The organism is Exilispira thermophila, from assembly GCF_055389015.1.
This window is the reverse complement of record NZ_AP042476.1, coordinates 2,019,173-2,042,798: the sequence shown is the minus strand read 5'-3', so window position 1 is coordinate 2,042,798 and position 23,626 is coordinate 2,019,173. Positions and strand designations below refer to the sequence as shown.

At 24.7% G+C, this 23,626-nt stretch carries 16 protein-coding genes and 2 CRISPR repeat arrays; all 16 genes read left to right on the top strand.

Annotated elements, in window-relative coordinates:
- Positions 1-182: 182 nt before the first annotated feature.
- The 16 genes from cas6 to aroF all read left to right on the top strand — a co-directional run bounded on the left by cas6 (position 183) and on the right by aroF (position 23,597).
- Entirely contained in the window at positions 183-1,001 is an 819-nt protein-coding gene (gene cas6, locus ACZ5EC_RS08595) for a CRISPR-associated endoribonuclease Cas6 (RefSeq protein ID WP_464302068.1), read from the top strand.
- A 468-nt stretch (positions 1,002-1,469) separates the two neighbouring features.
- Entirely contained in the window at positions 1,470-2,465 is a 996-nt protein-coding gene (gene cmr1, locus ACZ5EC_RS08590; protein WP_464302067.1) for a type III-B CRISPR module RAMP protein Cmr1, read from the top strand.
- A complete protein-coding gene (locus ACZ5EC_RS08585) occupies positions 2,452-3,675 on the top strand; it encodes an RAMP superfamily CRISPR-associated protein (RefSeq protein ID WP_464302066.1) in 1,224 nt (407 codons plus the stop codon). Before cmr1 ends, ACZ5EC_RS08585 begins: the two co-directional genes overlap by 14 nt.
- Entirely contained in the window at positions 3,672-6,779 is a 3,108-nt protein-coding gene (locus ACZ5EC_RS08580; protein WP_464302065.1) for a CRISPR-associated protein Csx11, read from the top strand. The genes ACZ5EC_RS08585 and ACZ5EC_RS08580 overlap by 4 nt, the downstream gene beginning before the upstream one ends.
- Entirely contained in the window at positions 6,779-7,921 is a 1,143-nt protein-coding gene (locus tag ACZ5EC_RS08575) for an RAMP superfamily CRISPR-associated protein (RefSeq protein WP_464302064.1), read from the top strand. Before ACZ5EC_RS08580 ends, ACZ5EC_RS08575 begins: the two co-directional genes overlap by 1 nt.
- 14 nt (positions 7,922-7,935) lie before the next feature.
- Positions 7,936-8,298, top strand: a complete 363-nt coding sequence (locus tag ACZ5EC_RS08570; protein WP_464302063.1) for a hypothetical protein — start codon at positions 7,936-7,938, stop codon at positions 8,296-8,298.
- Position 8,299: 1 nt separating this feature from the next.
- The gene (locus ACZ5EC_RS08565) at positions 8,300-9,181 is read left to right on the top strand and encodes a hypothetical protein (RefSeq protein WP_464302062.1); all 882 of its coding nucleotides are present in this window, start codon (positions 8,300-8,302) and stop codon (positions 9,179-9,181) included.
- Positions 9,182-9,215: 34 nt separating this feature from the next.
- Entirely contained in the window at positions 9,216-11,309 is a 2,094-nt protein-coding gene (locus tag ACZ5EC_RS08560; RefSeq protein ID WP_464302061.1) for a hypothetical protein, read from the top strand.
- Positions 11,302-12,267, top strand: a complete 966-nt coding sequence (locus ACZ5EC_RS08555; RefSeq protein ID WP_464302060.1) for a type I CRISPR-associated protein Cas7 — start codon at positions 11,302-11,304, stop codon at positions 12,265-12,267. The genes ACZ5EC_RS08560 and ACZ5EC_RS08555 overlap by 8 nt, the downstream gene beginning before the upstream one ends.
- A gap of 18 nt (positions 12,268-12,285) precedes the next feature.
- Positions 12,286-13,068, top strand: coding sequence for a type I-B CRISPR-associated protein Cas5b (gene cas5b / locus ACZ5EC_RS08550; protein WP_464302059.1), 783 nt, complete (start codon positions 12,286-12,288; stop codon positions 13,066-13,068).
- A 12-nt stretch (positions 13,069-13,080) separates the two neighbouring features.
- Positions 13,081-15,951, top strand: coding sequence for a CRISPR-associated helicase Cas3' (gene cas3 / locus ACZ5EC_RS08545; protein ID WP_464302058.1), 2,871 nt, complete (start codon positions 13,081-13,083; stop codon positions 15,949-15,951).
- A 9-nt stretch (positions 15,952-15,960) separates the two neighbouring features.
- Positions 15,961-16,461, top strand: coding sequence for a CRISPR-associated protein Cas4 (cas4, locus tag ACZ5EC_RS08540; RefSeq protein ID WP_464302057.1), 501 nt, complete (start codon positions 15,961-15,963; stop codon positions 16,459-16,461).
- 31 nt (positions 16,462-16,492) lie between these two features.
- Positions 16,493-17,488, top strand: a complete 996-nt coding sequence (gene cas1b / locus ACZ5EC_RS08535; protein WP_464302056.1) for a type I-B CRISPR-associated endonuclease Cas1b — start codon at positions 16,493-16,495, stop codon at positions 17,486-17,488.
- A 23-nt stretch (positions 17,489-17,511) separates the two neighbouring features.
- Positions 17,512-17,778: a CRISPR-associated endonuclease Cas2 gene (cas2, locus tag ACZ5EC_RS08530; protein ID WP_464302055.1), complete on the top strand. Its 267-nt coding sequence runs from the start codon at positions 17,512-17,514 to the stop codon at positions 17,776-17,778.
- A 346-nt stretch (positions 17,779-18,124) separates the two neighbouring features.
- Positions 18,125-19,891: a CRISPR direct-repeat array (repeat unit 30 nt; unit sequence GTTCTTATCTTACCTAAGAGGAATTGAAAC).
- Positions 19,892-20,011: 120 nt separating this feature from the next.
- Positions 20,012-21,679 carry an IS1182 family transposase gene (locus ACZ5EC_RS08525; RefSeq protein WP_464301953.1) on the top strand — a complete coding sequence of 556 codons (1,668 nt, stop codon included), beginning with the start codon at positions 20,012-20,014 and terminating at the stop codon, positions 21,677-21,679.
- 85 nt (positions 21,680-21,764) lie between these two features.
- Positions 21,765-22,062: a CRISPR direct-repeat array (repeat unit 30 nt; unit sequence GTTCTTATCTTACCTAAGAGGAATTGAAAC).
- 635 nt (positions 22,063-22,697) lie between these two features.
- Positions 22,698-23,597 carry a 3-deoxy-7-phosphoheptulonate synthase gene (gene aroF, locus ACZ5EC_RS08520; protein WP_464302054.1) on the top strand — a complete coding sequence of 300 codons (900 nt, stop codon included), beginning with the start codon at positions 22,698-22,700 and terminating at the stop codon, positions 23,595-23,597.
- Positions 23,598-23,626: the final 29 nt, after the last annotated feature.

Here is a 23,626-nt window from a genome sequence, read left to right as displayed (position 1 = left end):
ATTAATAATTAAATAGGTCAGGGATTATCCCTGGCCTTTTTTAGTAGTTGGGATAAAGTTTTATTTGGTTTTGAAAAAAATTGACTTTTAATTTATAAATTGTATAAAGTTAATAAAATATCTTGATTTATTTGATATTTATTTAAAACAATCTTTCGAATATTTCCTATGAAGGATTAAATATGAGAATTAAATTAACATTATTTCAAGAAAAACCTGTTATTTTAGAAAAGGGTTTTATTTATTATATTCAAAGTTTTATTTTTTATAATCTAATTAAAGAAAAAACTAAATGGTTACATGATAATGGGTTTATTCATGAAAAAGGTCAGAGATTTAAACTTTTTTGTTTTTCTTCAATTTTAGAAAAAGGGTATTTTGATAAAAATAAAAATCTTTTTATTTTTCCTGAAAGAATTTCTTTTTTAATTTCTTCTCCTGTGAAATGGATTTTAGAAGATTTTATATCAAATGTAATTTTTAGAAATGATGTTTTTCTTGGTAAAAATATTTTAAAAATTGAATCAATAGAAGTTATAAAAAAGATAAATTTTAATAGTGATAAAATAAAAATTACAACTATATCACCTATTGAAGTTCATACTACAGTTAATAAAGAAAATGATCTATACAATTATTCTGAAGATAATTTTAATAAAAAAATTAAGAAGAAAACAATTTATTTTTCCCCTTTTGAAAAAGAATTTAATAAAAGAATTAATGAAAATATTAAAAAAAAGTGGGAAGTTATGTTTAAAAATAAATGCCCATATGATTTAACAATAAAACCTCTTTTTACAATGGATGATGTTGAAAAAAATAAGTATAAATATAAGATAGTGTCCTTTTTTAAAAAAGGGGGAAATTTTATTGTTATTAATGGGTGGAAAGGAAATTTTGAAATAGAAGGGGATCCTGAAATTATTAATTTCGCTTATGACACTGGTCTTGGAAGTAGAAATTCTCAAGGATTCGGGATGTGGACACCTATATATGAATAAATTTAATCAATTAAATTTGTTTAATATTAAAATATCTGTTCAAATAAAATGTCCATTTGAATTGTATATCAGAATATTTAAAGTCAAAAATCTATAATTTCCAAATAAAATAATTTTCTTGACATATATTGCTTTTTATGTATAATAGTAAATAGTTTAAATCTATTTTTTAATTAGTTTGATAGTGTTTTTTAATAATTATTTTAAAATAAAAAAGTTTAAGTTTTTGTTTCTGATAAATTCTGTCACTAAATTATAAAGTTTAAAACATAATAAGAAAATATAACGTAATTTTGAAGAAATTAAATAATACAGAAATGTATATAAATTTGTTTATTTTTTAATTGATTTAATTTTAAAATTATTTAAAATTATTAAGATTTAATAATCTATATTTTATATAAAGTAAAGGAAAATATGGTATTAGTTTATTAAAACTTTTTATTTAAATTAATTTGGTGGGGGAATATGAAAAAAGAAATTAAGGTTAAATTAAAAACAATTACACCACTGTGGACAGGAGATGCATGGGGAGAGAACAAAGAAATCAGGCCCTCGAGTTTAATGGGAAGTTTGAGATTCTGGTTTTATATATATTGTAAATCATTTAATATGCCAACTGAAAAGTTAAACAATAATAGAGTACCATCTGATAGTATTGATGATTATGTAAAAGTATATAATAAAAATAATAAATCTAAAAAAACATTTGACTCTCTATTGCTGCAGGAAATGGAGAATAACAATATAGATTACACGACAGCATTAAAAAATATCTTAAAGAATATCAAACTACCTTTAATATCACAAATTTTCGGATGTACTGGTTGGAATAGTCAAATAAAAATTCAAAATATTGATTTTACAGAAAGAAGAATAAATAAATCAGATATAAATTTTAAATATTTATATGATAAGATTAATACAATAACTAAAAATTCTTGTTTTTGGAGTAATAAATTATTATTTAATAATAAAGATCAAATAACGGTCTTTAGTGATATTATGGTAGATCTTATTATAGATAAATTATATGAAAATGAAATAAAAAAATTTCTAAAATTTTATGAAGATAAAATTATCCTTGTTGGTGGTAAAAAATCTTTTGGTTTTGGGTTTTGTACTCTTACCACGGATGAAGATTTAGAAAATGTTAATTTAAAAGATGTATTGCAAGAATGTTTTAAAGTAAATAAGATTAAAATTAATAATCTTTCAGACAATAATATTATCCTGGGTTTTAATCTGAAACATTATCAGCGATTAAAAGAAAATAAAAAGTTTAGAAAAAATAATTTTGGTAAACAATCAAAAGCTTCAAATTTTTTCTTTTCATTACACAATGGAAATTATGAAAATGTTTATATCATAGGATTTAAAGAGGAAAATATTAATGACAATTTATTTAATAATTTAATGAATAACTATTCTAATTTTGAGGATGAAAACGATGGGAAAAGGTAATAAAAAACATAAAAAAAAGAAAACTAAAAATAAAAAAACAACACCTGTGAAAAGAAAAGAAATAAAAATTAATAATTTGGAAGAATTAAGTGAAAGTTCGAAGAATAAGAAGATAAAGAATGATAACGAAGGAAAAAGGAATAAAATGAGTTACGAAATAGTAAAAGAAAGAATTGGATTTGATAATGGATTTATATCTTTTTTAAAGTGGAATTATATTGATACCAGAAAATTGAAGAATTTTAAAGATAAAATAAAAGATAACAGTAAGATTTATTCCATTGACAAATCTGAAATAGAAAAAATAACAGGATTATTATCGGAAGATAATTTACAAAATTATGTTAATAACTTTATCCCTTACTCCGTTATCCTTCATGCCAAAATAGAATTGATTGCTCCCTATTTCTCGAGAGACGATGACGAATTCTACCTTATTCAAAATCCGTGTTTAAAGGAAAAGGTCTTTAAAGTACCAATGGTAAGAGGTAGCAGCTGGAAAGGGGTAATTGTAAAGGCATTTAGAGAATTAATAAACGAAAGTGATAAGAAAGCTGAAATAATTCAATCTTATTTAAGAATTTTTGGTACAGGTTCAAGTGAGTTTAAGAAATTAGAAGAAACCATAAAAGGATTTGTGGAAAAAGGAAAAAATCTGTCTAAAGATGATTTGATAAAATATCTTCTCTTTGAACTTGGTTTTAAACTGAAAAAAGATGATATGTATAAAATAAATAATGATAATAAAAGAGTAGAATTTATAAAAGAAAAATTTTGGTCGGAAATAGAGAAAAATTCAAATAAAGAATTAACGCATTACCTTACTACTCACAAAGGTAGAGCAATATTTTATCCTACATATTTTGATAAACTTTCTCTTGAAATAATTAATCCACACAGCAGAAAAACAAGGGCAGGAACAAATCCTATTCATTATGAAGTTGTGCCTAAAGATACAAAAGGAATTCTGCAAATTGTTTATATTCCTTTTGATGGGGTATTAAAAAGCAATGATAAATTAAAGGTTGAGGTAGAGCAGGATATTAAGTTTTTAATACAAGCAATAGAAAAAGCACAGAGTATTGGAATAGGTGCAAAAGAAAAATTAGGTTGGGGAAGGTTTGAGATATATAAAAGAAGTGAAAAAAAAGAAGATAAAAGAGTATTTACAAATGTAGAAGGTGTAAACATTCCTGAGGGGTGGAAATGATGAATTTAAGTAATTTGATAAAGTATAAAAATGATATTTTAAAAGCAGAGATAGTAAGTTTATTCTCATTACTTGAAAAAACTTTCACCGAATGGTGGAAAAAAAGAGATTTTTTTAAAGAATATTCTGATCTTTATACAAATATTGATATTGATAATGAAGTTTCTGCTATTCTAAAATCATCTTTTAAAAATATAAAATTAAATTTTAACATTAAATATGGTTCTAACACTACAAATGGATTAAATGCTTGGGATAATTTTTTAAATAACAAATGGAGATCCTGGCGTAATATAAAATTAAAAAATAGTCCTGATAAGTTTTTACAGGTTTTATATGGATGTTGTGAAGGAATTAATTCAGGTATGGAAAAAGGTTCTCCATATGAAAATAATCAAATATCAGAATTTAGTGATAAACCATTTCTATCAACTTCATTTGGTAAAATAGATAAAGTAATAGACAATAAGGAACTAAATAAGTTAAGAAATACTTTATTTAAAGAAAATTTAGAGGAAATATTAAATGATGATTTAAAAAATATTATAAAAGATGATGATTTGTCAAAAAACATATCTGATATTTTAAATGATTTATCTGTTGAAAATCTATCCTTTGACATTTTGGAATCTCTTAGAAGAAAAATTTATAATTTAATTTATTTATTGTATAAAAATATACCTTCGGATTCTCGTTTCCCGGCTAATGATACATCGTTGTTTGATCAAGCTTATATGTCTACTTCTCTATTTAAGGCTGCTCTAAGTGGTATTATATTACAAGTGGATAATAATGATTCTATAGATATAACTGATTTTGAGCATTCTAAAATCAAATGGTCAATTCTTGGAATCCAATACGATAAACTTGGCCTTGCGGAAAAAGGGCTTAAAGCAGCATCTATACAGTGGTATAGGGATATTTCTAAAAAAGTTGATAATGTAATTAAAAATTTAATTGAAATAGAATATCCACTTGGGAATGAAGTTTACAGAGATGAAACAGGTATCTACTTTGTTGTTGCAGAAAACATTATAGGAAAAAAGGAAATAGATTTTTATAAATTACATAGTGACTTATCAAATATTAAATCTGAAATTCAAAAAATTTTTACAAATGAATTTGAAAGAGAGGTTTTTCCGGCAATTTTCTTAACAGAACCTTCCCGCGGATTAATGAATCTTGGACATCTTATAGAAAAAGCAAAAGAGAATTTTTTAAAAGTAGAAATACCTAAAAATTTTAAAAACAAGTTAGAATCACAGTTTGACAATAATCCTACCGGGATATGTCAGATATGTAAAATGCGACTTGCAAATAAATATGGAGAAGACAATTTAATATGTGATGTTTGTACATACAGAGCAGAAGGCAGAGTAAAAGAGTGGCTTAATAATTTTACAGATGAAACTATCTGGCTTGATGAACTTCAGGATAAAAACGGAAGAGTTGCACTTATTACTTTGAAGTTCGAATTGGATAAGTGGATAAATGGGGATTTGGTAAATAGCTTATTAAATCAAAAGATAAATTTTCCAATTAATTATGATTGTTATAATATAAATGTTTTAATATATAACATTTTAGAAGCTTTAAAGAATAATAAAAAAATAAATGATACTTGTTTAAAAAATTTTCACACCAATATACCTAATCTGAAACTACAACAAATTGCTGAAAAATGGTTTTTAGAACGCTCAATTGGCTCAAAATGGGAAGAATTTATAAAAAATAGTTTGTCAGATAGTTCGGCAATTGATTTTGCAAATAGAAAAATACAGTGGAGTAAATTAAATGGCAATGAAATCGACTTTCTATCTACCCTTATTTTCCAATTCCTTATCCGTAAAAATCCATCACCTGCCAGATTGAGAAGAATTTGGGAGACAACAAAAGAATTTTTTGTTGATATGGAATCAAGAATTTTAGATCTTGCTAAAATTCCCGAAGAAAGGCGAAAAAGATTGGTATGGGATAATGTGGACATTGAAGATGGAGAATATCAAGACGGGGATATTTTATTTTGGGCAAAGAATAAAACAGTTTATCTTATAACTTCAATAGAGAAAATAAAAAACAAAGAGAATTTTAAACTAATTAAACTAAAAAAATATGAAGAACAAACTTTAAATGAAAATTCAAATGAAATTTCTTTAAAAAAAGCTGATGGAAAAGAGCAATCTTATAAACCTTACTTTACAATACTTTCTCCTACCCCTATCAGCTGGCAGTTTATTATTCCTGCTGAATATGTGCCAGACTTGATCAAGAAAATTCAAGAGGAATACTACAAAAATTTCAAATGGGTATATGGGAAATTACCTTTACACATTGGCGTAGTTATTCAAAACTATAAACGGCCTCTTTATGTAGGAATTAAAGCACTAAGAAAAATAAGGCGAGATAAACAGAATTGTGAAGATTTAAGAATTACTTTGCCGGTAAAGGATTTTAAAGCAAGGCAGAAAAAAGCTTTTCATTATCAGGAAATACCTGAACAGACTGATAAGTGTGAAAATTTTTATTCTCTTTTTGAAAGGGCGGATGATAAAAATAAAAAATATGAATTTTATTTATATCCTGACAAAAATAAAATCTGGATTGATACAACTCAAAATGCAACTGATACAGATAAATTCTATTTCTATCCAAACACTTTTGATTTTGAATTCCTTGATACAAATACAAGGCGGAATGATATATTTTATAAAAATGGTAAAAGATTGATGAAACTAAAACAACAAAGACCTTATGATTTGTATACTTGGCAATATTTCGAGAAATTTAGTGAATATTTCTCAGAAAAAAAATCATCTTCAAAACTTCAAAAATTAATCTCATTAATCTATTCTAAACTTGAGGATTGGGGAAATTATAATCTTGAGGCATTAAAACAATTTATGATTTCTGCTTTTGTAAATGTACTTGAATTGAAAAATAATGAAAATAAGAATGAATTTGCTAAAATTCTGGGTTGTAATGATTTTGAAGAATTAAAAAATATGGATAATGAAAATTTTAAAAGTAAACTAATAATGTTAATTGATATGTTTAATTTCTGGCACACATCATTAAAATTTGAAACTTTTAAGGAGGAAAAATAATGAGTGAAAATAATTTTACAGAAGAAAAACAAATTTTTGCAATGGCAAAAGATCCAATTTATATTGGTACAGGTGGATATAATATTGGAAGAGTGGATAATACTATTGTAAGAGATCCGATTACTAAAATACCTAAAATACCGGGTAGTTCTCTTGCAGGGACATGGAGATATTATGTTACATTGGAATTGATTAGTAAAATTAAGAATTATCAACCTGATTTTGAAAAAATAAAAAATAGGACTGAAAACTCATTGGTAGAAAAAATTAATAACGAAAATTGGAAAACAGGATTTTCTTTAAATGGATGGTTAGCTTATTTTGGAAATAAAATTGCCAAAATTACATGTGCAGGACAGGACAATGTACCAACTGGAGAACTTGATTCTCCGGATGCTACGGATAAAAATGGTAATACCGGCCATTGTGGCCATTGTATTGTTTGTAAAGCATTTGGATATGCTAAAAAAGATAAATCCTGGCAGGGGATGTTATTTTTTTCCGACTTAAATATCTTATTTTTTCCTGTTTATACAAGGTTTGGTGTTAGGTGGATAAGTTCTCCGTCATTATTGAAAAAAATTTCAATAGATGTCACTGTATCTGATAAAAAAATAAAGACTAAAGCAGGGAATGAAAAAACACTAAACCTCGGATGGCTAAATTTAGAGGTTGAGGGAAGTTATGCTATTGATGAAAATAAAATACCGCAAGAAATAAAAGATAAAGTAGATATTAATAATATCATAATTGTACCTGATTCCCTAATTTCTCAAATCATCAATTCCAATCTTGAAGTAAGAACTTCTGTTTCAATAGATCCAATAACAGGAGCATCAAAAGAAGGAGCTTTATTTACAGGTGAAGCTATACCAAGGGGAACTGTTTTTTATGGTAATCTTAGAATTTTTGATAAAAAAAAGTTGGGAGATAATAATTTACCTTCAAAATGGGATATTCTTGAAGCACTTAAAGATTCAAAAGAATATTATAAAACACTTGGTATTGGTGGAATGACAACAAGAGGATTTGGCAGGATGGAGATTGTTTTGAAAGATAAACAAAATAATATAGAAAAAAATGGTGCCACAAAAGATGATGAAGGGAAGCCTGCTGAAGATTCTTCTAAAGAGAATAACTAAACTGGAGGTAAAAGATGAGCAATAATCTTGATGCTATAATAAATAATATTGGTTATCAAATTGTTGAAAAAATAAAAGAAAAAGGAAAAGAAAAAACAAAATATAAGAACGAAATAGATAAATCTCTTGGCGTATTATCAAATGACGGAGTTTATGCTTATTTTGTTTATGTTAGATCTAAAAAAGTTGATGATATATTTCTTAATAAAATTAAGCCAATAAGTAAATTTATTGGAACTGATAATACTGAGAAAGCGTTAAATCAAGAATTTTTTGAAAAATTATCAGAAAACCTCTCCGACCTTCTCTTTTTCCGTGAGATTTTAGAAAAAATCTTAATCTATGCCCGTTATCATGCAAAAGCAATGGGAGATTAAAATGAATGATAATAAAAATTGGTATAAACTTGTTTTTAAGCAAATTCAACCAATACATGTTGGTGCTGGTAGTTATGGTGTAATAAGTGAAACACGAGTTTTTATTCCAGGCTGGACAATGTGGGGGGCTTTAACAAATATTTATGGATTAAAAAAAAGTTGGGAAAAAAGTGATTGGGAAAACGAGACAAATCAGAAAATATTTCAAAATATCTCCTGCTTTTGGCCCTGCTTTGATGAAAATGGTGAAAAAGTTTTATTCCCTTATTATAAAGATGGTAAATTTTATCTTGGAAATTATCCTGAAGAAGAATTCAGGGCAATGTTTGTGGATACATTTGTTTCCACTGCAATAATTCCAGATAGCAGAATGGCAAAAGATAAATCTTTGCATGAAGTAGATGTCATTTTACCGGGAGCAAAGTTTGATTTTATAGAAGATCAGGAAGAAAAAGAAAAAACAAAACAGCTTTACTGGGTAGGAGTTGTGCAGATTGAAAATAATAATGAAAATAATGATTTTATTAAAAAAGAATTAATTATTTCAATTGGAGGAGATTCAAGATATGGATTGGGTAAAATGGAATTAGTAAAGGTTGATAAATTACAAAATGACAAAGAATTAACTAAATTTAAAAATGCAAATTATGTTAAGATAAGTTTTGAAAAAGAAAATAATGGTGAAGGTATTATAATAAATAAAAAAAAATTTGATTCTCCTGTGGAATTAATTGTTGAAGCTGTGGGGTATAAAGGAAAAGATCTGGAAATTGAAGATAATGGATTTTTTTATTATTTAAATGTTGATTTAAATAAAAGTGATTTAGATGGATTAAAACTTTCAAAAGGGAAATTAATTAAAAATTCTGAAATAGAAAATTAATTAAAAGAAAATTAATTATTAAAGGTAATTTAAGATGATAAGAGAGATAATAAATTTTATGAAATATTTAAATGAAAAATCTCCAATGATATTTGAAATGGGGCAAAAACCTTCAAAAGGGCTACATATTTTTGTTGAGCTTGATAAAAAAGGGAATGCTAAAAATTTCCCCGGAGAGAAAGGTAAAAATTGGGATTATTATGATGATAAAGGGGAAAATACTGATAATAAAAATTATAATGATAACAATTTAAGTGATTTTTTAAAAAAAATTCTTGATTATGAAAAATATATTCAGCGTATTGGAACAAGTATGAATAAAGTTTTTGATAAGGAAAAACAAATATTTTCATGTTCACCATTTGCTATTTCATTTAAAAAGAAAAGTCTGGAAAATAATAAGTTGAAAGGTAAAGGATTTGATAAAATAACCAGCTTATTTGATTTTTATTTTAAAAAAGCTGTTTCTGAATGTATTGATGATGATAATAATGGTAAAATTGATTATGGTAATAATAAAATTAGCTATGATAATGATAAAATTGATTATGATAATGATAAAATTGATGATAATAATGGTAAAATTGATTATGGTAATAATAAAATTAGTTATGATAATGATAAAATTAATTTAAATAGTGATAAAATTTATAATAATAATGAATTAAAACAATATATTAATAATTTCAAAGCATATTTAAAAAAAAATTTGTCAAAGCTTGAGGATTTAGAAATATTTCAAAAAATGAAAAAAGATTTTTTTATAAATATTTATTTAAAATATCCTGTTGAAGAATATAAGAAAGCTCACAACAAATATTTAAAAAAAAATCTTTTTAATAAAAATGATTTCAATATTGATGTTGATCATATTACATATGGGCTTAGTGGTTTTTTTAATGGTCTAAATTCCAAAAAACCTTTTTTATTACATAAAACAGCTACTATGTATAAAGGTATTGCTCAAAGAATAGCTGCAGAAGATACAATTTATTTAAATGATTTTGATATTCTTTTAAAAAGAAATATTTTTCCAAATCCTTTACCAATTTTTATTGATGAAAAAGAATTTAAAACATTGGATCAGATAATTAGAATTTTTCAGGAAAATGGGAAATTATCATATAGCCAGATTATAAAAAAACTTTTTGATAAAAATAAAAATATTTTATTGGAAAATTATTATCTGTTATTTTTTAATCATAAATATGAAATTAAAGATTTTGATTTTGTATCAAAATTTCGCTATTGGTTAAAAGATAATAATGGTAATTATCCTGTAATAAAAAATATTTATAAAATTATGGAGGCTGGAGAAGAAAAAAAATCAATAGAAATTAATAATATATTTCATTTTGAATCATATATTGTAAGAAAAATTTTTAACAATTTTCTTGTAAAAATTGATGATAAAAAAAATACTTTTAGTGTCAAATATTTTGAAGAAATAAGTCCTGATTATGTAAGTGGAGGTGAACCAATCTATCAAATGATTTTAAAATATAGAAAAGCATTTTATGATTATGTTTATAAATCAAAACTGGAGGCAATAGATTCTAATATGTGGGATGAAATAATGTGGAATAGTATAATTGCAGATCTTAAATCTGACAAAATTGATACTAAAGGATATCATACTAAAGATTACAGCATCAAAGAGAAACTTAATATTTGGTTTAGTTTATATAATCATTTTGTAAATAGTTATGGGAGGTTAGATATGCCAACAAAAATACCGGAACTACTAAACAAAATAAGAGAGGTTTCTAATGATGATTCAAAACATTTTGAATCTATAGAAGAGTTTATGTTTGGAGCTGGTCAGATTATTTATTTTCTGTTTAATCAGAGCAGATCAAGTGAAAAAACTCATGCTTTATTAGAACCATTTATTCAAAAAGTAAATGCAGAACAATTACAAAGTGGTATATCACAACTTATAAACACCTATAAGCATGAATTGAGCTTTGGTCACGGAAGATTTGAAAGACTTGCATCTCAAGTATTGGCATTTGAAACGAAAGAGAATTTGAAAAAATATCAGAGGTTTTTATTAGCCGGATATTTTGCTACACCTGTAATTTATGATAAAAAAGAAAATTCTATAGGAGGAGGAGAAAATGAATAATTTTACAAAAAGGGCATATGGTTTTGTTGTGGTTAAGGCAATTAATTCCAATTATAATGCAGATTTTACAGGGCAACCAAGAACTTTGCCAAGTGGTAAGGTTTATGCAACTGACAAAGCATTGAAATATACAGTTAGAAATTATCTTAAACATATATATCCTGATGAAAAAGTATTTTATTTTAAGAGGTTAAATAATGAAATGAAACCTTTAAGTTTGGATCATGCATTTTTAGAAGTATTTCCGGAACATAAAGAACTTGATACAAAAGCAACTGAAACAAAATCCATTATAGTTAGGGATCTCTTGAGCTGTATTGATATCAGACTTTTTGGTGCTACATTTGCAAGAAAAGCAAAAAATGGTAATATTGCAATTTCAATACATGGACCAGTTCAAATTAATCATGGTGTAAATATATGGAAAGAGGGAAATATATATTCAGAACAGATTACCTCCCCTTTTAATTCAAAAGAAGATAGTTCAAATGAACAAACAACAATAGGTCGTCAATCTAAATTGGAAGAAGGGCATTATGTCCATCATTTTTCAATAAATCCAAAAAATCTTGAGGAAATAGTAAAACTTGGAGCTGAAAATACACAGAATCTTTCTGAAAAAGATATTAAACTTTTAAAAGAAGCTTTATGTAGAGGAGCAACATACTATGATTCTGCTTCAAAGGTTGGAACTGAGAATGAAATACTTTTTTATGTAGAATTAAAACAGGATTCTAAACTTGTTTTACCAAATTTTACTAATATGATAGAAGTTAAAGATACCGGAGAGAATAGTAAAAGATATTTTGATCTTAATAAGAGTAAACTGGAATTAGAAAAACATAAAGATAGTCTTGATAAAATTGAAGTTTATTATAATCCTATTAATACTGTAGTGGAAAATTTACCTGAGGGATGTAAAGAATATGATATTTTTACAGGCAAAGAAATACATTAATAATGGGAGTTATGATGAATGCATAAACTTATAAGTTTTGTAATTAGGGCAGAAAAAGGATTTTTCAAAAAACCTGATATAAATGAAGGAATATATTTAACATTTAATATGTTGCACAAACCAGCTCTTTTAGGGATATTAGGGGCAATTATTGGATTAGAAGGATACAAAGAAAATGGAGTGCTCCCTGAATATTATAAGAAATTACAAAATATACCTGTTGGAATTGAACCTATAGGTGATGATAAAGGAAATTTTCAAAAGACAGTAATTTCTTACACCAACACAACTGGTTTTGCCAGTAAGGAAGAAGGTGGAAATTTAATAATATCAGAACAAACACTTATAAACCCTGCATATAAAATATACTTATTATTAAAAATTGAACGGGAAGACCATAAAAAACTGTACCATTTTATAAAAGAACAAAGAGCGGAATATTTACCCTATTTAGGTAAAAACGATTATTCTCTCTGGTGGAATAAAGATAAAGTTAAAGAATATAATTTTAATAAATTAAATAAAATTAATATGCCATTTAGAATAAAAACAATTTTTATAAAAAAGACTACCTTAAAGGAAAATATTTATGAAGATGAAAATTTGAATATTTTTTTTAATACTGGAGGATTGGAAGAGAATACTTTTGCATATTTTGAAAGATTACCCGTCTGTTTTGATACAAAATTATATCAATACAAATATGCAGATTTTGTTTATACAAATTTTAAATTAAAAACAGAAAACAAAATAGATAATTTATATAAACTGGATGATGATAGTATAGTTTTTCTATTTTAGGATTGCTATAAAATGGTTCTGGAAATTTTAAAATTTAAAGATTTTAATAACTATTTTGCTCATACAAGCAAAAATAAAGACAGATATGAAACTTTGTATGAGCATACTGCTTTAGTATGTAAATATTTTAATACTTTGATAGAAGTACACGGGCTTAAAAAAATTATTGAAAAGTTAATAGAAAATTTAGCAGGTAATTGTATTGAAAAAGAACAATGCAAAAGAATAATAAAAAGTATCTTTTTTACAGTTCCAGAATTTCATGATATTGGTAAAATAAATCCAAATTTCCAGAATAAAAAAATGAATAATTCTTTATTTAATGAGATAAGGGGTTTATCTTCTGGAAGTGATCATTCAAAAATAGGTGCTTTTTTATTTATTCAGAGTTTTTTAGAAAAAATTAATAATATTGCCAATTGCAATGATAAAAGATATCTATTTTTTATTTTATATGTTTTTAGTTTTGTTATATCAAAACATCATGCACCAAATATAGAATTTATTAGAAATTTTGATTTTGGTGATAATTTTATTGAAGATTTTATTAAAGTTATAAATAGCTTAGAAATAGATTTAAAATTTGTAATACAAGATAAAAATCTACTTCAAAATATTCGTTTAGTATTTGAAAATCGAATTCTAAATTTTAATAGTGAAATAAGAAAAAAGTATGAGTATATACCTTTTTCTCTATTTTCAATAATAAAATTATCATATTCTCTTCTTACAGCTGCAGATTATTATGCAACAACACATTTTATGAACAGTTGGCAGAATATGGAAAAAGATTTTGGTATTTTAAATAAAGAGCTAAAAAATAAAATTATAGAATCTATAAAATTTACAAAAGATTATAACAAAAAGATTTTTAAAGATGTAGATAATTATAAATTAAAGTTTCCAGAAGAGGCTAATAATGAAAATCTTAATATTTTAAGAAAAAATTTAGCAATTGAAGTTATTAGAAATATCAGAGAAAATTATGATAAAAATCTTTTTTATATAGAAGCACCAACTGGAAGTGGGAAGACCAATTTATCTATGATTGCAATAGCTGAATTATTGAAAAAGGATATTGAATTTAAACAAAATAATATTACAAAAATCTTTTATGTTTTTCCTTTTACAACATTGATAACTCAGACTTATAATATTGTAAAAGAAACTTTTAATTTAAATACCAATGATATTGTCCAAATTCATTCAAAAACAGGTTTTGTTTCTAAAAATGATGATATGTATGGCTGTGATAATTTAAATATTATTGATTATCAATTTATCAATTATCCTGTGGCCCTTATTTCTCATATTAAATTTTTCGATATTTTAAAATCTAATTCTAAATATTCCAATTATTTGTTACATAGGATTGCAAATTCAATTATTATAATTGATGAACTTCAGGCATATAACCCTAAACAATGGGATAAAATTATATATTTTATAAATAATTATGCCTATTTTTTTAATATTAAATTTATACTTATGTCAGCTACATTGCCAAAAATAGATAAATTACTGTTAAATAATGCAAATAATGTTATTAAAAATAAATTTGTATATCTTATTGAAAATAAGGATAAATATTTTCAGAATCCTAATTTTAAAAATAGAGTAGAATTTGATTTTTCAATGATGAATTTTGATGAATTTAACAAGGGAAATATAAAAAATTATAAAAATAATCAAGAAAAATACAAAGATAATAAAAAAGAATCTAAAGATAGTCAAGAAAAATGTAAAAATGATAAAAAAGAATATAAGGATAATCAAGAAAAATGTAAAAATAATAGAGGAAAATATGAAAATAACAAAAAAGAATATGAAAATAAAATAGAAAAAAATAATAAAGAACAATATTTTAAGATATTATGGGAAAAAATATTGACGGAATCATATAATTATTCAAAAATATATGGAAAGGTTCATACCATTATTGAATTTATTTTTAAAAGTAGTGCAAATTTATTTATGAATTTCGTAGAAGATAAAAATAATTTTTTTGACAAAATTTTTCTTCTTTCTGGAACAATTCTTGAACCACGCAGAAAAGAAATTATAGATTCATTGAAAAGTAATGTTTTTAAAAATAAGAATATACTTTTAATCACAACTCAGGTTGTTGAAGCAGGTGTGGATATAGATATGGATATCGGATTTAAAGATGTTTCTCTTATAGATTCTGATGAACAATTAGCTGGTAGAATTAATAGAAATGTAAGAAAGAAAGATTCAAAACTTTTCTTATTTAATCTGGATAATGAAAAAATTATATATGGTGAAGACTACAGATTAAAAAATCTTCAAAATAATGAAAGACAGGAAATTTTAAACAGTAAAAACTTTGATAAAATTTATAACATGGTAATAGAATATAGAAATAACTTTAATAATCAAGGTTTATTTGATGATAATTTATCCTCATATATTGATGATTACATAAAAAATCTAAATTTTAGTGAAATTGATAGAAATTTCAAACTGATAAAAAATGATAACAGGATTGTTACATTTTTTGTACCTGTAAAAATTTCGAAAAAACATTTTGATAAAAAAGAACTTAATTTTTTGAAAAAGAGAAATTATTATAATGATGAAGATCAATTAGATGGTGAAAAGGTATGGGAATTATACTGTGATCTTGTTGAAAATAGAAGTGATGATTTTATAAAAGATAAGATTGATAGAATTATTATGCTGGGAATTTTATCAAAATTTATTATTTCTTTATATGCCGATTCAAATGAGTTTAACCAATTAATTAATTCTGGAAATTGTGAAGAAAAATATGGTTTTTATAAACTTCATAATTTAGAGGAAGTTTATGATTATGAAAAAGGTATTAAATATTTGAATTTTGAAAATACTAATATCTGGTGAATTATGAGTATGGAAAAATATAAAATAACAGGTTCACTTATAGAAGCTTATATTTTTTGCAAAAGGCAAGCCTGGTTAATAATACACCAAATTACAGGGGATCAATATAATGAATTTTTATCTATTGGTAGATTAATTTCTGAAGAAAGTTATAATAGAAATAAAAAAGAGATTTTAATTGATGGAAATAAGATAGATATAATAAAAAGTGATAGTAATGTATTTACTATTATAGAAACCAAGAAAAGTTCAAGAATGCTTGATGCCAGTAAAGCTCAACTTTTCAACTATTTGTATTTTTTATCAAAAAAAGGATATTCTGTAAAAGGGGAAATAAGGGTTCCAGAAGAAAAAAAAGTTATTCCTATAAGATTTGGAAAAGAGGAAAAAGAATTTATAGAAAAATTGCACAAAGAAATTTCTCAATTAGTGAATAAAGAAAAACCTCCATTACCAGAATGGAGAAGAGCCTGTAAGAATTGTTCTTACAATGAATTTTGCTGGAGTTAAATTAGAAAAAAATAGTTGTATGGAAGAGTAAATGAAACAAAGTCTTTATGTATTTTCATCAGGAAATTTAAAAAGAAAAGAAAATACATTATTTTTTGAAAGTAAAGATGGAAAGAAAAAATTCATTCCTGTTGAAAATGTTAAAGAAATTTATTTATTTGGTGAAGTAAGTTTTAATACAAAATTATTAGATTTTTTATCACAAAAAAAGTTAATTTTACATTACTTTAATTATTATGAATATTATAGTGGTAGTTTTTACCCAAGAGAGTTTTACAATTCTGGTTTTATGATATTAAATCAGGTAAAACATTATATTGATTTAAAAAAAAGGTTAATGTTAGCTAAAAAATTTGTAAAAGGAGCTGCTTTAAATAGTTTAAAAATATTAAAATATTATGAAAGAAGGGGAACAAGTCTTAATGATAAAATAAATGAAATAGAAGAATATATAAAAAAGATTGAAGATAAAGAGGAAATAAATAAATTGATGGAAATTGAAGGTAAAATAAAAAGTAAATATTATTCATGCTTTAATAAAATAATTTCAAATAAATTATTTAAATTTAAAAGTAGAAAAAAACGTCCACCCGCTGATAGAATAAATGCTTTAATAAGTTTTTCAAATATGTTAATCTATTCGTATGTATTATCTGATATATATCAAACTCATCTTGATCCAAGGATAGGATATTTGCATTCAACAAATTTTAGAAGGTTTACTTTAAATCTTGATGTGGCTGAAATCTTTAAACCTGTTATAGGAGATAGAACAATATTTTCAATAATAAACAAAGGAATTTTGAAAGAAAATGATTTTGAACCTTATCTAAAAGGTATAATATTAAATGAAAAAGGTAAGAAAAAATTTTTACAATATATTGAAGAAAAATTAAAACAAACAATTAAACATTCAAAATTAAAAAAAAATGTCAGCTATAGACAATTAATAAAACTTGAACTCTACAAAATTGAAAAACATTTAATTGGCGAAAAAGAATATGCTCCTTTTGTTATGGACTGGTAAATATTTAATTAGAAAGGATATTTATGTATTTAATTCTTTTTTATGATGTAAATAAAAAAAGAGTAGCAAAAATGCTAAAAACTTGCAGAAAATATTTACAATGGGTACAAAATTCAGTGTTTGAAGGTGAAATCACAAAAGCAAATCTTGAAAAATTAAAACATGAATTAAAAAAAATTGTAAAAAAAGATGATAATGATTCAGTTGTTATTTATAAATTTCGAACTTTGCAATATTCAGAAAGAGAAGTTTTAGGTGAGGATAAAAAAGAAGATATTAAGTTTTTATAATGTTTTTATAATATAATATATGGCTCTACTGAAAAAACTAAATTTTTTTAAATATAATAAATAAATTTTTAAATAATATCTTTTAAAATAATGATTTACATTTTTATTAAAATCTTTTAGATACCTTTTTTCAGTAGAACCATATATAAATTTTTTGTTTACTAATTATTTTTAATTTTTTTTTGTCGACCTGTAATAATGTAAAAAACCTGGAACTTAGACAGAATTATTTGAAAACTTGAAAATTTTATAATCCCTTTATTTAAAATAAAAAATAGATATTATATAAAATGATGATATTGACAAAATTGATAAATTCATTACAATTTTTTCAGTAGTAATTATGGTTCTTATCTTACCTAAGAGGAATTGAAACAAAACATATTGTCTTTTCACATTCCAGGTTAAACTTTTTAGTTCTTATCTTACCTAAGAGGAATTGAAACGTATTAAAAACAACTTGCAATTCTCCAGTTACTGCAGTTCTTATCTTACCTAAGAGGAATTGAAACTAAGTTGGTAATTGATTATGCTGTAAATAATAATAAGCGTTCTTATCTTACCTAAGAGGAATTGAAACTTTCTTTAGCAAATTTAAATTTTTCTTGTATATAAACTGTTCTTATCTTACCTAAGAGGAATTGAAACATTTCAAAAAAGGTTGATTTTATCCCTTTTGATTTGTTCTTATCTTACCTAAGAGGAATTGAAACCTTTAAATCCTCTTTTTCTTAAATAAGTCTTATGAAGTTCTTATCTTACCTAAGAGGAATTGAAACCTGAAACTAATAAATAACCTTCCTATCTTCCAGTATGTTCTTATCTTACCTAAGAGGAATTGAAACAGATACAACAAAAGTCCCATCTTTTGCTCTTTGTCCAGTTCTTATCTTACCTAAGAGGAATTGAAACAAACAACAAATATTCTTTTATGTTTAAAACCATTTCCGTTCTTATCTTACCTAAGAGGAATTGAAACCTTTTGAAAATATCAAAATTCTGACCCTCATTCTCTATAGTTCTTATCTTACCTAAGAGGAATTGAAACTCGTCTCTTGGATAAGCAATAGTATTCCATTTTTTTGGTTCTTATCTTACCTAAGAGGAATTGAAACAGGTCAATTATCTTGATAATGGCAAGGTTTGGTCGGTGTTCTTATCTTACCTAAGAGGAATTGAAACTGGATTATGTCCGGGCATACCTTTCAAAAAATCATCGACAAGTTCTTATCTTACCTAAGAGGAATTGAAACCTTAATATAGATTTTTCATTTCTTTTTTAATCATTTGTTCTTATCTTACCTAAGAGGAATTGAAACGGATATACAAAAGGCAGAAATGATGAATTTGTAAAGTTCTTATCTTACCTAAGAGGAATTGAAACTTATAACCCCTCTACTAAATTCATTTTAATTGCATCTCGTTCTTATCTTACCTAAGAGGAATTGAAACAGCAGTGGGTTATAGCAAATTTTGAAACTTCCAACGTTCTTATCTTACCTAAGAGGAATTGAAACAGTTTTCCTTCTTTTATGTCATTTAAAAAATTTAAAGTTCTTATCTTACCTAAGAGGAATTGAAACACAACACCACAAAATTTTATGAATCAATTAAATACGTTCTTATCTTACCTAAGAGGAATTGAAACTTTCTTTAGCAAATTTAAATTTTTCTTGTATATAAGTTCTTATCTTACCTAAGAGGAATTGAAACTTATCAATTGTAGTGTATTTACCACATAAACTTTTACCGTTCTTATCTTACCTAAGAGGAATTGAAACCTTTGTATTGTAAACTAAATGTATGCGAGGATGTGCAGTTCTTATCTTACCTAAGAGGAATTGAAACGCATTAATCAACATTTTAACCCTCCATTTTTAAAAGTTCTTATCTTACCTAAGAGGAATTGAAACTAAATATATTTTTTTATTTGTCTTCCTATTACCTCTTGTTCTTATCTTACCTAAGAGGAATTGAAACATGTGCAAGGATTTACAAATCAACAGGCAAGGTTGGGTTCTTATCTTACCTAAGAGGAATTGAAACGTTTATTTTGAAATGGAATATGAAGGTCTGAGATAAAGTTCTTATCTTACCTAAGAGGAATTGAAACATTAAATTAAATTATGACAAATTTAAAGCAATTTCAGTTCTTATCTTACCTAAGAGGGGGTTGTCTCAAAACTTGGGGACAACCTCTTTTTTTTTATAATTTATTTGCTATAATTGAATTATGAAAAAGAGAAGAACAAAAGTACATAATAAGGTAGTATTTAAAAGATATATACAGGATGAACCACTATTATTTCCAGAAAGATTAGAAGAATATATACCAGAAAATGATATAGTAAGAATAGTAAATGATTTAATAGAAAATATGGATTTAAATTTTCTTTACAGAAGCTATAAAGGAGGTGGTAGAAGTAGTTATCATCCGAAGATGCTTTTAAAGGTAATAGTTTATGCTTATACCCAGAAAATATATTCATCAAGGAAGATAGCCAAAGCATTAAGAGAGAATATATATTTCATGTGGTTAAGTGGGAAGAATTATCCAGATTTCAGGACAATAAACAAATTCAGGAAAGAGAAGTTAGGAAGACATTTGGAAGAAATATTCAGTATATTATTATCCTATTTATATGAAACAGGTTATGTAGATTTAAACAATTATTTTTTAGATGGGACAAAAATAGAAGCTAATGCGAATAAATATAGTTTTGTATGGTCAAAGAGCATAAAAAATTACAAAAAGAAGCTTAAAGAAAATGTAAAGAAATTATTAAAAGAGATAGATTATTTAAATGAAGAAGAAGATAGATATTATGAAGAAAAAGAGTCTGAAGAATCTAAAGGTAAAAAGGAAGTATTAGATTCAGAGAAACTAAAAAAGATAGCAAAAGAATTAGAAGAAGTATTGAAAGAAGGAGGAGAAGATAAAAAGGATAAAAAGAGCAAACAATTAAAAAAAAGTATTAAGAAGTTAAAACAGGATTATATACCAAGATTAGAAAGATATGAAGAGCAGGAAAAGAAATTTAAAGGACGTAATAGTTATTCTAAGACAGATGAAGAAGCTACATTTATGAGGATGAAAGAAGATGCAATGTTAAATGGTCAATTAAAAGCAGGCTATAATGTACAGATAGGCACACAAAATCAATTTATATTGTGGTATAGTATCCATCAAGATAGATCAGATACAAACACCTTAATCCCTCATTTAGAAAGTTTAATATCAAAGACAGGGAGAAAACCAACAAATTTAATAACTGATGCAGGATATGGTTCTACTTATAATTATTTATATTTAAAAAGGAGAGGAATAAATAATTATGTTAAATATTCAGGATATTTTAAAGAAAGTAAAAGAAGTTTTAAAAAGGATAAATTAAACAGACAGAATTGGAAATATGATGAGTCAAAAGATTGTTTTATATGTGCAAATGGGAAAGAATTAAAATATGTTTATACTGCAAGATCTACAAAAAGGAAGAAATTAGAATTATACAAAGTATATTCAACAAATGGATGTAAAGGCTGTATTTATCAGGATAGGTGTAGTAAAGGAAAACCTTACAAGAATATATGGGTAAATCCAGTATTTTTAAAATTAAAATCAGAAGTTAAATCGAATTTATCAACATTAATGGGACAGGAGTTATCATTTAGAAGGAAGATAGAAGTTGAGACCGTATTTGGAGATATTAAACACAATATGGGATTCAGGAGATTTATGTTAAGAGGAATAAATAATGTAAAAATAGAATGGGGATTAATAAGTATAGCACATAATATTAGAAAGTTGTTTAAACTAAATAAAGGAAAAATTTTACCTTATTTTTTATATTTATTAAATAATTCATTTGAAAATTCTTTTATTTTTTCCTTTAATTTATAAATTTTTATATTTTTATTTTTTTTAAAAAAAAGGACTGCCTTAAGATCTAAGACAGCCCCTTCTAAATTATCTTGTTGAATAAATTGTTCTTATCTTACCTAAGAGGAATTGAAACGTAATTTCTTTTTTAAAACCTTCAATAGGTTCAAGAAGTTCTTATCTTACCTAAGAGGAATTGAAACTCTTGACCGACACCATTTTGTAAACATTCATTAACAGTTCTTATCTTACCTAAGAGGAATTGAAACAATTCAGCAAAGCTATAATAACCTAATGTAAATTTTAAGTTCTTATCTTACCTAAGAGGAATTGAAACAATTTTCTTAACAAATCTAAATCTCTAAACTTTAGAGGTTCTTATCTTACCTAAGAGGAATTATTACTTTGTACGATTAAAAATACTAAAAATAATAAGGATAAATTAAGTTAAAAATTTTGATTAATAAATGTAGAAGATTTTAAAATTTAAATTAGTATTAAACAAAAGAATAAAATTTTATTTCTTTAACGATTATAGTGAAATATTTGTTTTAATCTAAAGATGATAAAAATACATTATTATCTATAATGATTTTTACGACTTTACTACAGAATCCAGAGTCTAAAGATTATATATTTTTTTGAGGCTTTTAAAGTTAATATTAAAAATTAAAATTATTATATTTACAAATATTTAATTAAAATTATTTTGTGTAATGTTATCTATCATTGTTAAAATTTTTTGAACGGATTTCAGTTGTCAAAGACTTATAGTTTATAAATCTTGTTTTTGTTTTTATGTTAAATAGATTGTAATATTAAATTAGATAACTGAACTAGTGAGAAAAATTTTAATAATGATAGAATCTATTTTATTTTTTAAATATCTTAATAGTTTAAATTTTATTATTAACAAAAAGAGTTAGAATTTTTATAGTAAGGAGTAAAAAGCATTGTAGATAAGGGTTAAATTTTAGATTAAAACAAATACAGAACGAATTTTTATTCTAAAATTTTTTTTTTATATTATATTCTGAATATGGATAATAGCTGTTTTGACTTTTTAAAAAAATATAATCTTGATAAAAAATTTAAAAAATTAGATCTTGTACTAAGAAAAGACAATAAAAATAATAATTTTTTAAATACTTTTTTTAATAAAAAATACATTAATGAAGCATCTTCCTCTAATACTGGGAAAATTTTTAAAAAAAAATTTGTTTTTGTTTCAGGTCCATGTAGTATAGAGAATGAAAAGCAGGCTTTAACTATAGCTGAAAAACTTGTTAAGATAGGTGTTGATATATTTAGAGGTGGTATATTTAAACCAAGAACTTCACCCTATGATTTTCAGGGTCTTGAAGAAAAAGGGTTAAAAATCCTTTTAAAAGTAAAAGAAACATTTAACATTCCTGTTATAACTGAAGCAATTACAATTGAACATTTGCATTTATTAAAAGATAAAGTTGATTTTATCCAGATAGGTGCAAGAAATATGTTTAACTACCCTCTATTAAAAGAAGCAGGGAAAATAGATAAGCCTATTCTATTGAAAAGAGCAAATAATGCAACTTATTATGAATTGTTATCAGCTGCAGAATATATTCTTGTAAATGGTAATAGTAAAGTGATCCTTTGTGAAAGGGGGATAAGAACTTTTGAAAATGCAACAAGAAATACAATAGATATTGCTGCAATTCCATTTTTAAAAAAAATAACAAATTTACCAGTATTCTTTGACCCTTCTCATGGAACAGGAATTTCTGAACTTATTGAACCAATAACTTTAGCAGGTGCTTCTGCAGGTGCTGATGGTGTTGTAATTGAAGTTCATAATAATCCAGTTAATGCATTAAGTGATAAATTACAGCAGATAACCTGTGAGAAATATGCAATTATATATAAAAAGGTGAATAAAATTTTACACTCTTTAGAATAAAATTATATAAAATAGCTTATATAATTTAT